This is a genomic window from Tepidimonas fonticaldi, assembly GCF_001675355.1.
Lineage (GTDB): Bacteria > Pseudomonadota > Gammaproteobacteria > Burkholderiales > Burkholderiaceae_C > Tepidimonas > Tepidimonas fonticaldi.
This window is the reverse complement of record NZ_LZDH01000056.1, coordinates 340,066-351,742: the sequence shown is the minus strand read 5'-3', so window position 1 is coordinate 351,742 and position 11,677 is coordinate 340,066. Positions and strand designations below refer to the sequence as shown.

General features: G+C 69.6%; 15 protein-coding genes. 14 read left to right on the top strand and 1 reads right to left on the bottom strand.

From position 1 onward, the window contains the following. The first annotated feature begins 43 nt into the window (after nt 1-43). Both fliS and A9O67_RS07440 read left to right on the top strand, forming a co-directional pair. Nucleotides 44-439: a flagellar export chaperone FliS gene (fliS, locus tag A9O67_RS07445; RefSeq protein ID WP_068608908.1), complete on the top strand. Its 396-nt coding sequence runs from the start codon at nt 44-46 to the stop codon at nt 437-439. A gap of 13 nt (nt 440-452) precedes the next feature. Then, the gene (locus tag A9O67_RS07440; RefSeq protein WP_231960260.1) at nt 453-791 is read left to right on the top strand and encodes a flagellar protein FliT; all 339 of its coding nucleotides are present in this window, start codon (nt 453-455) and stop codon (nt 789-791) included. A 24-nt stretch (nt 792-815) separates the two neighbouring features. Here A9O67_RS07440 and fliE read toward each other — a convergent pair whose 3' ends face one another. Next, on the bottom strand, nt 816-1,181 hold the full coding sequence (gene fliE, locus A9O67_RS07435) for a flagellar hook-basal body complex protein FliE (protein WP_068608907.1): 366 nt from the start codon (nt 1,179-1,181) through the stop codon (nt 816-818). Nucleotides 1,182-1,317: 136 nt separating this feature from the next. Between fliE and fliF the strand changes: the two genes are divergently transcribed. The 12 genes from fliF (at nt 1,318) to fliQ (ending at nt 11,655) form a co-directional block, all read left to right on the top strand. Next, a complete protein-coding gene (fliF, locus tag A9O67_RS07430; protein WP_068608905.1) occupies nt 1,318-3,051 on the top strand; it encodes a flagellar basal-body MS-ring/collar protein FliF in 1,734 nt (577 codons plus the stop codon). 27 nt (nt 3,052-3,078) lie between these two features. Then, the gene (gene fliG, locus A9O67_RS07425) at nt 3,079-4,080 is read left to right on the top strand and encodes a flagellar motor switch protein FliG (protein ID WP_068608903.1); all 1,002 of its coding nucleotides are present in this window, start codon (nt 3,079-3,081) and stop codon (nt 4,078-4,080) included. Further along, nucleotides 4,067-4,771: a FliH/SctL family protein gene (locus A9O67_RS07420; protein ID WP_068609846.1), complete on the top strand. Its 705-nt coding sequence runs from the start codon at nt 4,067-4,069 to the stop codon at nt 4,769-4,771. Before fliG ends, A9O67_RS07420 begins: the two co-directional genes overlap by 14 nt. After that, entirely contained in the window at nt 4,764-6,227 is a 1,464-nt protein-coding gene (fliI, locus tag A9O67_RS07415) for a flagellar protein export ATPase FliI (RefSeq protein WP_068608901.1), read from the top strand. Before A9O67_RS07420 ends, fliI begins: the two co-directional genes overlap by 8 nt. After that, entirely contained in the window at nt 6,224-6,676 is a 453-nt protein-coding gene (gene fliJ, locus A9O67_RS07410) for a flagellar export protein FliJ (RefSeq protein WP_068608899.1), read from the top strand. Before fliI ends, fliJ begins: the two co-directional genes overlap by 4 nt. Before the next feature lie 12 nt (nt 6,677-6,688). After that, nucleotides 6,689-8,011, top strand: coding sequence for a hypothetical protein (locus tag A9O67_RS07405; RefSeq protein ID WP_068608897.1), 1,323 nt, complete (start codon nt 6,689-6,691; stop codon nt 8,009-8,011). 186 nt (nt 8,012-8,197) lie between these two features. Further along, nucleotides 8,198-8,722, top strand: coding sequence for a flagellar basal body-associated FliL family protein (locus A9O67_RS07400; protein WP_068608895.1), 525 nt, complete (start codon nt 8,198-8,200; stop codon nt 8,720-8,722). A 47-nt stretch (nt 8,723-8,769) separates the two neighbouring features. Continuing rightward, on the top strand, nt 8,770-9,783 hold the full coding sequence (gene fliM, locus A9O67_RS07395; RefSeq protein ID WP_068608894.1) for a flagellar motor switch protein FliM: 1,014 nt from the start codon (nt 8,770-8,772) through the stop codon (nt 9,781-9,783). Then, nucleotides 9,773-10,204: a flagellar motor switch protein FliN gene (gene fliN, locus A9O67_RS07390; RefSeq protein WP_068608892.1), complete on the top strand. Its 432-nt coding sequence runs from the start codon at nt 9,773-9,775 to the stop codon at nt 10,202-10,204. The genes fliM and fliN overlap by 11 nt, the downstream gene beginning before the upstream one ends. Before the next feature lie 19 nt (nt 10,205-10,223). Continuing rightward, a complete protein-coding gene (locus tag A9O67_RS07385; protein ID WP_068608890.1) occupies nt 10,224-10,610 on the top strand; it encodes a FliO/MopB family protein in 387 nt (128 codons plus the stop codon). Beyond that, nucleotides 10,607-11,374 carry a flagellar type III secretion system pore protein FliP gene (gene fliP, locus A9O67_RS07380; RefSeq protein WP_068608888.1) on the top strand — a complete coding sequence of 256 codons (768 nt, stop codon included), beginning with the start codon at nt 10,607-10,609 and terminating at the stop codon, nt 11,372-11,374. The genes A9O67_RS07385 and fliP overlap by 4 nt, the downstream gene beginning before the upstream one ends. An 11-nt stretch (nt 11,375-11,385) precedes the next feature. After that, nucleotides 11,386-11,655 carry a flagellar biosynthesis protein FliQ gene (gene fliQ, locus A9O67_RS07375; RefSeq protein ID WP_068608886.1) on the top strand — a complete coding sequence of 90 codons (270 nt, stop codon included), beginning with the start codon at nt 11,386-11,388 and terminating at the stop codon, nt 11,653-11,655. Nucleotides 11,656-11,677: the final 22 nt, after the last annotated feature.

The following is an 11,677-nucleotide window of genomic DNA, read 5'->3' as shown; positions in this document are numbered from 1 at the left end:
CGATAACACTGGCAAAGACCAACCCCTGACACGGAGCGACACGATGTACACCTCCCCCGCGACCCGCAGCGTCAACGCCTACACCCAGCAAGCGGCCGCCAGCCGCGTGGCGGCTGCGAGCCCGCACGAACTGATCGCCATGCTGTTTGACGCGGTGGACGAGCAGATCGCGCTGGCGATGGCCGCAACCGAAGCCCGGCAGACCGAACAGCGCGGGCGGGCGGTCAACAAGGCGATCCGCCTGGTGGACGAGGGCCTGCGCGGAGGCATCGACCTCGAAAAAGGGGGCGAGCTGGCCCAGCGGCTGGACGCTCTGTACCAATACTGCGCCGCGCGGCTGGCCGAGGCCCATGCCAAGCGCGACCGCGCGATGTTCGAAGAAGTGCGCCAGCACCTGCGTGGCGTGGCCGACGCCTGGAACCAGATCCGCCCCCAGTGAAGCCGAGTCAGGCATGACAAACGACCGGAAGACGGCGATCATGGACACCCCGGAGATGAACGTGCTGGACTACTACCGCGCGCTGGAGCAGGCCAGCGAACGCATGCTGCAGGCCGCCGAGTCGGACGATTGGGACCGTGTGGTCGAGCTCGAAGGCGCCTGCGCCGTGCTGATCGAGCGCTTGCGCGAAGTGGGCACCACTGCGCAGCTCAGCCCAACCGAGCGGGCCGAGAAGCACCGCATCATGCTGGCGATCCTGAAGCACGACGCCCGCATCCGCGCCCTGGCCGAGCCGTGGCTGGACCTGTGGGACGCGACGCCGCCGGGCAGCCGCTCGACCCTGCTGCACTGAACGGGCAGCGCGGCCGCGTGGGGCTTACACCTGCATGTTCATGACGTCGGTGTAGGCCTGCATCATGCGGTTGCGCACATGCAACGCGGCCTGAAAGCCGATCTGCGCCTTCTGCATCGCGACCATCGTTTCTTCCAGACTGACGTTGCGGTTGCCCATTTGCACTTGGTTTTGCAACTCGCTGGCGCGGTTTTGGGCCGCGCTGACGTCTTGGAGTGCGGTGCGCAGCGCATCGCCAAACCCGCGCGTCGGCGCCGCCGCCGTGGGGGCAGACGGTTGGGCCGCGCCCGCGGCGGCCTGAGCGGCCAGCGCTTTTTGCGCCGCGCGCAATGCGGCGGCTTGGGCGGGGCTCATCGAAGCGGTATTCATGGGGAGCAGGCGCAGGTCCATGGCGGCTCCGATCGGGTGGATGACGATGGCGCCGATGGTAGCGGCGCATCGCCCGCCGACTTAAGCGCAAAGAGGCCGGCAAAAACCCGGGTGTTCGGGCTTTAGCGCGCGGGGACGGGTTTTGATAATCCGTGCCATGGCTACTTCCGCCGAACTGGACCCCGCCCTGCCCGCCCCGACGGGGCAGCCCTCGCCGCTGGTTGCCGGCTGGCAACGCCTGAGCACGGGGCGCAAGCTGTCGTTGGGGGCTGGCGTCCTTGCCATGGTGGCCGTGCTGGCCACGGCGTTTTACATGGCCAATCAGCCGGACTACCGCGTGCTGTACGCCAACCTGTCGGACAAGGACGGCGGGGCGGTGCTGGCCCAACTGTCGCAAATGAACGTGCCGTACAAGCACGCCGACGGCGGCAAGGCCATCCTGGTGCCGGCCGACCGCGTCAACGACCTGCGCATGAAGCTGGCCAGCCAGGGGCTGCCCAAGGGCGCCGTGACGGGGTTCGAGCTGATGGACCAGACACGCCTGGGTATGACGCAGTTCCAGGAGCGGGTCAACTTCCAGCGCAGCCTGGAGGGCGAGCTCACCCGCACGATTCTGTCGATCAACTCGGTCGCCGATGCGCGCGTGCATTTGGCACTGCCCAACCAGAACGGGTTCTTCCGCGAGCAGCAAAAACCCTCGGCCAGCGTGGTATTGACGCTGCACCCCGGCCGCACGCTGGACCGCACCCAGGTCGCGGGCATCGTGCACCTGGTGGCCAGCTCCGTGCCGGAGATGGACCCCAAGGCGGTCAGCGTGATCGACCAGCACGGCAACCTGCTGTCGCAGCGGGCCGAGGGCGATGGCGGCATCGATTCGCGCCAACTGGAATATGTGCGCATGCTGGAGCAGATGTACACCCAGCGGGTGCTGGACCTGTTGGAGCCGGTGGTCGGACGCGACAATGTGCGCGCCACCGTGACGGCGGACGTGGACTTCTCGATCACCGAGCGCACCAGCGAACAGCACCGGCCCAACCAGGGTACCGAGCCGGCGGCGGTGCGCAGCTCGCAGACCGTGGAGGAAAACGGGCCTGGCACACCACAGCCCAACGGGGTGCCCGGGGCCGTCTCCAACGTCGCCCCCACGGGGACGACCGCGCCCATCAACGGGGCTGCGCCGCCGGTGGGCGTCGTGGGCAATGGCAACGTCGCCGGCACCACGGCGGAAGGGCCGCGCCGGCGCGAGCAGGTGGTCAATTACGAGGTGGACAAGACCATCTCGGTCACCCGGGGCGCGACGGGGACGGTGCGCCGGCTGAGCGCGGCCGTGGTGATCAACCACCTGCCCAGCCCGGACGCCAAAAAAGGCCCGGCCGCCGCCGCCCTGCCGCCCGAGCGGCTGGAGCAGATCCAAGCCTTGGTGCGCGAGGCAATCGGCTACAACGGCGAGCGTGGCGACTCGGTCAACGTGGTCAACGCTCCGTTCAACCAGCCGCGGGTGGAGCCGGTGGAAATCCCTTGGTACCAGAACCCCGACACCCAGGCTTGGCTGCGCAGCCTGGCCGGCCCCCTGGGTATGCTGGCACTCGGTCTGATCCTCTTCCTGGGCATGGTCCGTCCGGCGTTGAAGATGATGCAGGCCCCGCCAGCCGGCAATGCGGGCGCGGGGGCGAATGCGGCGGGCACAGCCGCCCTGCCCGGCCCGGGCAGCCAGCTCGAGGCGGTAGTGGGCGAGGTGGTGGAACGCCCCAGCCTGCCCCAACCGGTGCACAATGAGCCCACCCCTGAAGAGCTGCGGCTGGCCGACGCGCGCCGGCTGGCGAAAGAAAACCCGGTCGCCGTGGCCAACATCATCAAGGGCTGGATCAGCGGCGAAGGGGCCACCGCCTGAGCCAGCCGGCAACGGGTATGAGCGCACATGGCTGACACGGACGACGGATTGCAGGAAGCGGCCATCTTCCTCATGTCGCTGGGCGAGGAGGAGGCTGCCGAGGTCTTCAAGCACTTTTCGCCCAAGGAGGTGCAGCGCTTGGGCGAGGCGATCGCACGCATGCGCGCCGTGCCCAAAGAGAAGGTCGAATCGGTCATCGAGCGCTTCACGCGCGAAGCCCAGTCGCAAAGCCTGCTGGTGTCGGACACGGACAACTATGTGCGCTCGGTGCTCAAACGCGCGCTGGGCGACGACAAGGCGGCTCTGCTGATCGACCGCATCCTGCAGGGCGGCGACGTCTCCGGTATCGAGAGCCTGAAGTGGATGGACCCGATCTCGGTCGCCGAACTGCTGCGCAACGAGCATCCGCAGATCCTGGCCGCCATCCTGGTGCACCTGGACCAGGATCACGCCGCCAACATCCTCAAGCAGTTCACCGAGCGCACCCGCAACGAGGTGATGCTGCGCATCGCCACGCTGGAAGGCATCCAGCCCACGGCGCTGAAGGACCTCAACGAGGCGCTCTACCAAGTGCTGGCCGGCGGCGACAAGATCCGCAAGAGCTCGCTGGGCGGCGTCAAGACCGCCGCCGAGATCATCAACCTGCTGGGCACGAGCCTGGAGGCCAGCGTCATCGACGCCATCCGCGAGCAGGACCCGGATCTGGCGCAAAAGATCATGGACAAGATGTTCACCTTCGAGGACCTGCTCAAACTGGACAACAAGTCGCTGCAGATGGTGCTCAAGGAGGTGTCGTCGGACGCGCTGGTGGTCGCCCTCAAGGGCGCCTCGCAGGAGCTGCGCGACAAAATCCTGTCCAACATGTCCAGCCGCGCGGCCGAGGCGCTCAAGGAAGACCTCGAGTCGCGCGGCCCGGTGCGCCTGTCCGAGGTGGAGGCGCAGCAGAAGGAAATCCTCAAGATCGTGCGCCGTCTGGCCGACGAGGGCCAGATCGTGCTGGGTGGAGGCGGCGACGATGCCTTCGTCTAACCGCGGGGGCCACCCCTACCAGCGCTTCATCCCGCGCGAGGAGGTGCAGGCCGTCTCGTCCTGGACGTTCGAGCCCGTGGACGATGCCGCCCGGCGCGCCGCCCGCCAAGCGCAGGAGGAGCCCGCCGTCACCGCCGAGCAGCTCGAGGAGGTCCGCGCCCAGGCGTTTGCGCAAGGTTTCGAGCAGGGCCGCCAGACGGGCGCGCAGGAGGCGCGCGAGGCCCTGACCGAACCGCTGCGCCAGCAGGCGGAGGAACACGCGCAGCGCTTTGCCGCCCTGCTGGCCACCGCGCAAGCCCAGCTGGATGCGGTGCAGCGCACGCTGGCCGACCAGTTGCTGCTGCTGGCCTGCGACATTGCGCGCCAAGTGGTGCGGCGGGAGCTGGCCCAACCGCTGGAGCCCGTGCGCGCCGTAGTCGACGAGGCGCTGTCGCTGTTGACCAACGACGCCCGGCCCGCGGTGCTGCGGCTCCACCCCGACGATGCCCAGCGGCTGGAGCCGCTGATGGCCGACGCCCTGGCCCGCCAGCGCGTCACCCTGGTGCCGGACGCGCGGGTGTCCGCGGGTGGCTGCGTGCTCGAGACGGCCCAGGGCTCGGTGGACGCGACCGTCGAGCGCCGCTGGGCCCGCGCGGTGGGCAACCTGGGGCTGGACCTGTCGTGGGCAAGTGAGGGTGCCGACCATGGCTGAACCGTCCACCTGGGAGCAGTTTTTGGCCGCCGCGCGGCAGGCCGCCCAGCAGCCGACGCCGCTGGAGGCCAGCGGCCGGCTGACGCGGCTGGCCGGTCTGGTGCTGGAGGCGCAGGGCATCCGCACGCCGGTCGGCTCGCAGTGCATCATCGACCCCAACCCCGATCCGCTCGCCCCCCCCACCGCGACGGAGGCGGCCGTCCTGGCCGAAGTCGTGGGCTTTTCGGGCGACCGGGCGTTTTTGATGCCGGCCAGCGAAGTCATGGGCCTGGCCCCCGGCGCCCGCGTGCGGCCGCTGCCCCCCTACCGCCCGCGCCCCCGCCTGGGGGACGCCCCGCACCCCATCGTGCCCAACGACCGGGGCGTGTTGCGCCTGCCGCTGGGCGATGGCCTGCTCGGTCGTGTGGTGGATGCCTACGGCCACCCGCTGGACCACGGCGGGCCGCTACACGGGGTGCAGGTGCAGCCGCTGGAGCGGCCGCCCATCAACGCCATGAACCGCGCGCCCGTGCGCCAGCCGCTGGACACCGGGGTGCGCGCGATCAACGCGCTGCTCACGGTGGGGCGCGGGCAGCGCCTGGGGCTGTTCGCCGGCTCTGGCGTGGGCAAGAGCGTGCTGCTGGGCATGATGGCGCGCTACACCCAGGCCGACGTCATCGTCGTGGGCCTGATCGGCGAGCGCGGGCGCGAGGTCAAGGAGTTCATCGAAGACATCCTGGGCGCGCAGGACCGCGGCCGCGCGGTGGTCGTGGCCGCACCAGCGGACGCCCCCCCGCTGGTGCGGCTGCAGGGCGCGCACTACGCCACCGCGATCGCCGAGCGCTTTCGCGACGATGGCCGCCACGTCCTGCTGCTGATGGACTCGCTCACCCGCTACGCCATGGCGCAACGCGAAATCGCACTCGCCATCGGGGAGCCGCCGGCCACCAAAGGCTACCCCCCCAGTGCCTTCGCGCGCTTGCCGCAGTTGGTGGAGCGGTCCGGCAACGGCCCGGAGGGCGGCGGCTCCATCACCGCGTTCTACACCGTGCTGTCGGAAGGCGACGACCAGCAGGACCCGGTCGCCGACGCCGCGCGCGCCATTCTGGACGGGCACATCGTGCTGTCGCGCGCGCTCGCCGAGTCGGGCATCTACCCCGCGATCGACATCGAAGCGTCCGCCTCGCGCGTCATGCACAACGTGGTGGACGAAACGCATTGGGCGCTGGCGCGGCGATTCCGGCAGCTGTATTCGCGCTACCAGAAGAGCCGCGACCTCATCCAACTGGGCGCCTATGTGCCGGGCAGCGACCCGGAAACCGACTTGGCCATCCAGTTGCAGCCGGCCATGCAAGGCCTGCTGATGCAGGACATGCGCGAATGCGCCCCCTTCCAGGAGAGTGTGCAACGGCTGGCCGAGGTGCTGCAGCCCGCCACCGCCCGCAGCGGCCGCGACGCGACAGGAGGCCGTGCATGAACAAGCCGCGCGATCTGGGGATTTTGCTGGAGCTGGCCGAGCGCCGCCGCGACGAAGCCGCGCAAGCGCTGGCCCGCGTGCGCCAGGAGCGCCAGGGCGCCGATGCCCAGATGGCGCAGTTGCAGGCCTACACCCAGGACGCCGAAGCCCGCTGGCACCAGCGCGCCACCGTCGGCGTGTCGCCCACGCTGCTGGCCACCCACCGACAGTTCATGGCCAAGCTGGAGGACGCCATCACGTTCCAGACCCAGACGCTGCAGCAGCTCGACGAGCGCATCGTCCACCACGAAGGGCGGCTGCGCGATGCCGAACGCGAGCTGGCCACGCTGAAGCGGGTGCAACAACGCTGGCAGCAGGACTGGCACCAGCACCTGCAGCGCCTGGAGCAAAAAGCCAACGACGAGATGGCCGCCACGCTCCACCGGCGCCGCCACACGCTCCATCCCTGACGGAGAACGCCCATGAAAGCCGAATCGCTCCCCCCGGCCACGTCTGCACACGGCACCCACCGGCCCCAGGGTCCGCAGGGCCAGCGCAGCCACGCGGCTGACCCACAGGGCGGCGACCCGTTCGCGCAGCTCTTGGCCGATTTGTGCGCCGACGACGCCACCGGGCTGTGCGATGCCGAGGCCAGCGCCGAGGCCAGTACCGACGCGGCCGCCAAAGACGATCCGCGCGCGGAGGAGATCACCAAACGCCCTCCCCGCGCGGACGCCCTGCCCGACACCGCCGCGGCCCTGATGGCAGCGGCCACCCCCGCCGCCGCGCTGCAGCCGCCCGCATCGGATGCCGCGAATCCTATTCCCAGTGACACGCCAGCCAGCACCGCCGACCTGACGGCGCTGACAGCGGCATCCCCGCGCACGGGGACGGAAGCCCCCACCGACGGCGACCCGGCCGCCCCGTTGGTCTCCGCCTCCGCCCACCCGGTCGCGGATTTGGCCAAAGGCGGCGGGCTGGGCCAGCTCATGCAGGCCACGGCATCCGACACGCCGTGGGGCAACTGGGTCTCCACCGTGGCGCGCTCCAAGCAACGGTCGCCCGGCGCGGCCCAGGCCAATGGCCGGCTGGCGCAGCGCGAGGCGTCCGCACCCGATGGGGCCGCGGGCCCGCTGGCACCGACCACACGGACCGACCGCCACCCCAGCGATGCCACCGCGTTGACGGCGCCCACCGCACCGTCCCCCGCGGCGCTGATGGAGCGGGCGGAGACATCCACCCACCCCGGCGAGCGGCGCGAGGCGGAACGCACCCCCGACGCACTGCGAACCGGCGGCCCGGCCACGCCAGACGCCCCGTCGCCCACCGCCGCCGGCGGTTCGGGCCCGGAAGCGTCCGACTTCGGCCTGCAACTCGGCCAGGCCCTGGGTGACGCGTTCGAGTCCCTGGGGGCTCAGGTCAGCCTGTGGACCGCCGGCAAGTCGCAGCGCGCCAGCTTCTCGCTCCAGGAGGGCACGGACGACCCGCTGGGGGTGGACCTGACCGTGACCGATGGGGTGGCGCAGGTGCTGTTCCGCACGGACGACGGTGCCATGCGCCAGCTCATTCAGGCGCAGGCGCCGGCCGCGCTGGCCGAGGCCCTGGCCCGTGTCGGCCTGACGCTGGGCGGCGTGGACGTCGGCGGGCAATTTGCCCAAGGTCAAGGGCAGCCGCCCGCGGATGCGAGCCCCCGCTCGATCCGCATGGGCCTCGCCCCCGTCGCCACGGCCGAACCCGCCCGCGCCGGCCAGGGCGTTCTGCTGCGGGGGCCCAGCGGGCGCGCGGGCCTGGACGTCTACGCCTGAACACCGCCCATCCTCCGAACAGCCCGGGTGCGGGTGGGCTTTTCGGGCTTTGGTCGGGGCGACGGGTGGCATCACAATGCAGGCATCGGCGTCGGCACGCATGACCCGTGACACAATAGGTGCGGTCACCGTGCCGGCGGCCCATCGTCGGCTCTCGTCCTCACTTCTTTACACGCCACCGACACCATGGCCGAACCCGCTGCAGCCGCCGCCGGCGGTGAAAAACCCAAGAGCAAAAAACTCCTGCTGATCATCATCGTCCTGCTGGTGGTGCTCGCGGGCGGTGGCGCGGCGGCCTTCTTCCTGCTCAAGGGCGGCCACGACGAAGAAGCCGGCGACGAACCCGCCAAGGAAGCCAAGGCCAAACCCAAGAAAAAGGCCCCCGCCGGCCCGCCGACCTTCATGCCGCTGGAGGCCGTCGTGGTCAACCTGGCCGACCAGGGCTCCACGCGCTACGCCCAAGTGGGCATCACCCTGCAGGTGGAGGATGCCAAGGTCGCCGAAGAGGTCAAGAAGTTCATGCCCGCCATCCGCAACGGCGTGCTGATGCAGATTTCCCGCCGCACGGCAGACCAGCTCCTGAGTGCCGAAGGCAAGGAGCAGCTCGCCCAGGACATCCTCGACCTGGTGCGCACCACCACCGGCATGGAGGAGTACCGCGGCTACAGCCCGGTCGAAGCCGTGCTGTTTTCCAGCTTGATCGTCCAGTGAGGCCACCGCCCCGCTGATCCCCGCCCGCCCTTGCGCCCCACGACACCATGAGCGACGCGTTTTTGTCCCAGGACGAGATCGACGCCCTGCTCGAGGGCGTCACCGGCGAGAGCCAGAAGCTGACCAAGGAGGAGGTGCAGACCGGCGGCATCCGCTCCTACGACCTCTCCAGCCAAGAGCGCATCGTTCGTGGGCGCATGCCCACGATGGAGGTGATCAACGAGCGCTTTGCGCGCAACCTGCGCGTGGGCCTGTTCAACTTCATCCGCCGCAGCCCCGAAATCTCCGTCGGCCCAGTGCAGGTGCAAAAGTACAGCATGTTCCTGCGCGAGCTGGTGGTGCCGACCAACTTCAACATCATGGCGGTGCGCCCGCTGCGCGGCAGCGGCTTGGTGGTGTGCGAGCCGACGCTGCTGTTCGGCGTCATCGACAGCCTGTTTGGCGGCACCGGCAAGTTCCACACCCGCATCGAGGGGCGCGACTTTTCCCCCACCGAGCAGCGCGTCATCAACCGCATGGTGGACGTGGTGGCGGAGGAGTACAAAAAGGCCTGGAAAGGCGTGTACCCGTTGGAGCTGGTCTACCAGCGCTCCGAAATGCAGCCGCAGTTCGCGACCATCGCCACCCCCAGCGAAATCGTCGTCTCCACCAGCTTCACGCTGGAGATTGGCGACATCACCGGGTCGCTGCACGTGTGCATCCCCTACTCGACGCTGGAGCCGATCCGCGACCTGCTGTACTCCAACACCCAGGGCGACTCGATGGAAGTCGACCGGCGCTGGGTCAAGCTGTTGAGCCACGAGATCCAAGCCGCCGAGGTCGAGCTGGTGGCCGAACTCGCCACCGCCGAGGCCACGGTGGAGCAACTGCTGGCGATGAAACCGGGCGACTTCATCGAGCTGGAGCGCCAGCGCATCATCCAGGCCAAAGTGGACGGCGTGCCGGTGCTGGAGTGCGAATACGGCACGCACAACGGCAAATACGCGCTGAAGGTGGTGCGCACCATCCGCAGCAGCGACAAGAGCTGGCACGGACACGGAGCGACGAACTATGACAAATGAAAACGACACGCCGGCCGGCCCGGTGGACGAACAGGCGCTGGCCGACGAATGGGCCCAGGCGCTGCAAGAGCAGACCGGCGGGAGCGGAGGCGGCAGCGACGACGTCTTCGCGAGCGCCCCGCACTTCGATGGCGCGGCGCCGGCGCCGACCGGCAACAACGACATCAGCATGGTGCTGGACATTCCGGTCACCCTGTCGGTGGAACTGGGCCGCACCAAGGTGCCGATCAAATACATCCTGCAACTGGCACAGGGCTCCATCGTGGAGCTGGACGCGCTGGCTGGCGAGCCGATGGACGTGCTGGTCAACGGCTACTTGATCGCGCAAGGCGAGGTGGTGGTGGTCAACGAGAAGTTCGGCATCCGCCTGACCGACATCGTGACGCCGTCGGAGCGCTTGCGCCGCCTGAGCAAGCATTGAACGCCGACGGACGCCAGGCATGACACCGGACTGGACCGCGTGGCTGCCCGCCCTGGGGCTGCTGGCCGCATTGGCGGCCTTGGCCTGGGGCGTGCAGTGGCTGCGCCGGCGGCAGGCCAGTGCCGTGGGCGGCGGTGCGGCGCTGCGCGTGACCGCGCAGCTGATGGTAGGCCCCCAACAGCGCGTCGTCGTCGTGGAGCTGGACGGCCCGGCCGGCGCGGTGCAGCTGACCCTGGGCGTCACGCCGCAGCATGTGCGCACGCTGCACGTCCAGCCGCTGGGGGTCGGCCGCCGCAGCGCGGGCGACGCTGCCCCTGCAGGAAGCGCCCCCGCGACGCCCCCACGGTATGCGGATGTGGCACGTGCCCTGTCGGCCGAGCCGCAGCGGCGGGAGCCCACGGTATGACCGGCGCGCACCGCCGTTGGCTGCGCGCCGCGCTGGCGCTGGCGCTGGCGGCCGGCGCCAGCGCGCTGTGGGCGCAGCCAACCCCGCCCGGACAGCTGCCCCTGGTGATTGGGCAAGGTCCCGGCGGCACCAGCTATTCGGTGCCGATCCAGACGCTGCTGTTCTTCACGGCACTGTCCTTCCTGCCCGCCATCCTGCTGATGATGACGGCGTTCACCCGCATCGTCATCGTGCTGTCGCTGTTGCGCCAGGCGCTGGGCACGCAGGCCTCGCCCCCCAACCAGGTCATCATCGGGCTGTCGCTGTTCCTCACCTTCTTCGTCATGGGACCGACGTTCGATCGGGTCTACGAAACCGCCTACCGCCCCTACAGCACCGGGCAGGCCAGCTTCGAGCAGGCCGTGGCGGCGGCCGAGGTGCCGATGCGCGAGTTCATGAAGGGCCAGACCCGGCAAGCGGATTTTCAGTTGTTCGTCAACCTGGCCAAGCTGCCGCCCGAGACCCGCATCGACGACGCGCCGCTGCGCGTGCTGGTGCCGGCTTTCGTCATCAGCGAGCTCAAGACCGCGTTCCAGATCGGCTTCATGGTCTTCATCCCGTTCCTGGTCATCGACATGATCGTGGCCAGCGTGCTGATGTCGCTGGGCATGATGATGCTCTCGCCCGTGCTGGTGGCGCTGCCCTTCAAGCTGATGCTGTTCGTGCTGGCCGACGGCTGGAACCTGCTCGTCGGCTCGCTGGCCGCCAGCTTCGCCACTCCCTAGGGACCGACCGCATGGAACCGCAAGCCGTCCTCACGATCGCGCAGCAGGCGATGTTCATCCTGCTGACGGTGGCCGCTCCCATCCTGGGTACGGTGCTGGTGGTCGGCTTGGTCATCAGCCTGTTCCAGGCGCTCACCCAGATCAACGAGGCCACGCTGTCCTTCGTGCCCAAGCTGATCGCGGCGGTGGCCGTCATCGCCCTCACGGGCCCCTGGATGCTGACCACGCTGGTCGAGTACATCCGCCGCGTGCTGCTCGCCATCCCCGATTACGCCGTTTGAGCGCGGGTTGGTCGGCGGCCTC

Excerpts from the sequence above, each read along its gene's own strand:
- A9O67_RS07385 (WP_068608890.1), top strand. The coding sequence starts at position 10,224 with ATGACACCGGACTGGACCGCGTGGCTGCCCGCCCTGGGGCTGCTGGCC.
- fliF (WP_068608905.1), top strand. The coding sequence starts at position 1,318 with ATGGCTACTTCCGCCGAACTGGACCCCGCCCTGCCCGCCCCGACGGGG.
- fliS (WP_068608908.1), top strand. The coding sequence starts at position 44 with ATGTACACCTCCCCCGCGACCCGCAGCGTCAACGCCTACACCCAGCAA.
- A9O67_RS07400 (WP_068608895.1), top strand. The coding sequence starts at position 8,198 with ATGGCCGAACCCGCTGCAGCCGCCGCCGGCGGTGAAAAACCCAAGAGC.
- fliE (WP_068608907.1), bottom strand. The coding sequence starts at position 1,181 with ATGGACCTGCGCCTGCTCCCCATGAATACCGCTTCGATGAGCCCCGCC.
- fliG (WP_068608903.1), top strand. The coding sequence starts at position 3,079 with ATGGCTGACACGGACGACGGATTGCAGGAAGCGGCCATCTTCCTCATG.
- A9O67_RS07420 (WP_068609846.1), top strand. The coding sequence starts at position 4,067 with ATGCCTTCGTCTAACCGCGGGGGCCACCCCTACCAGCGCTTCATCCCG.
- fliI (WP_068608901.1), top strand. The coding sequence starts at position 4,764 with ATGGCTGAACCGTCCACCTGGGAGCAGTTTTTGGCCGCCGCGCGGCAG.
- fliJ (WP_068608899.1), top strand. The coding sequence starts at position 6,224 with ATGAACAAGCCGCGCGATCTGGGGATTTTGCTGGAGCTGGCCGAGCGC.
- fliN (WP_068608892.1), top strand. The coding sequence starts at position 9,773 with ATGACAAATGAAAACGACACGCCGGCCGGCCCGGTGGACGAACAGGCG.
- A9O67_RS07440 (WP_231960260.1), top strand. The coding sequence starts at position 453 with ATGACAAACGACCGGAAGACGGCGATCATGGACACCCCGGAGATGAAC.
- fliM (WP_068608894.1), top strand. The coding sequence starts at position 8,770 with ATGAGCGACGCGTTTTTGTCCCAGGACGAGATCGACGCCCTGCTCGAG.
- fliQ (WP_068608886.1), top strand. The coding sequence starts at position 11,386 with ATGGAACCGCAAGCCGTCCTCACGATCGCGCAGCAGGCGATGTTCATC.
- fliP (WP_068608888.1), top strand. The coding sequence starts at position 10,607 with ATGACCGGCGCGCACCGCCGTTGGCTGCGCGCCGCGCTGGCGCTGGCG.
- A9O67_RS07405 (WP_068608897.1), top strand. The coding sequence starts at position 6,689 with ATGAAAGCCGAATCGCTCCCCCCGGCCACGTCTGCACACGGCACCCAC.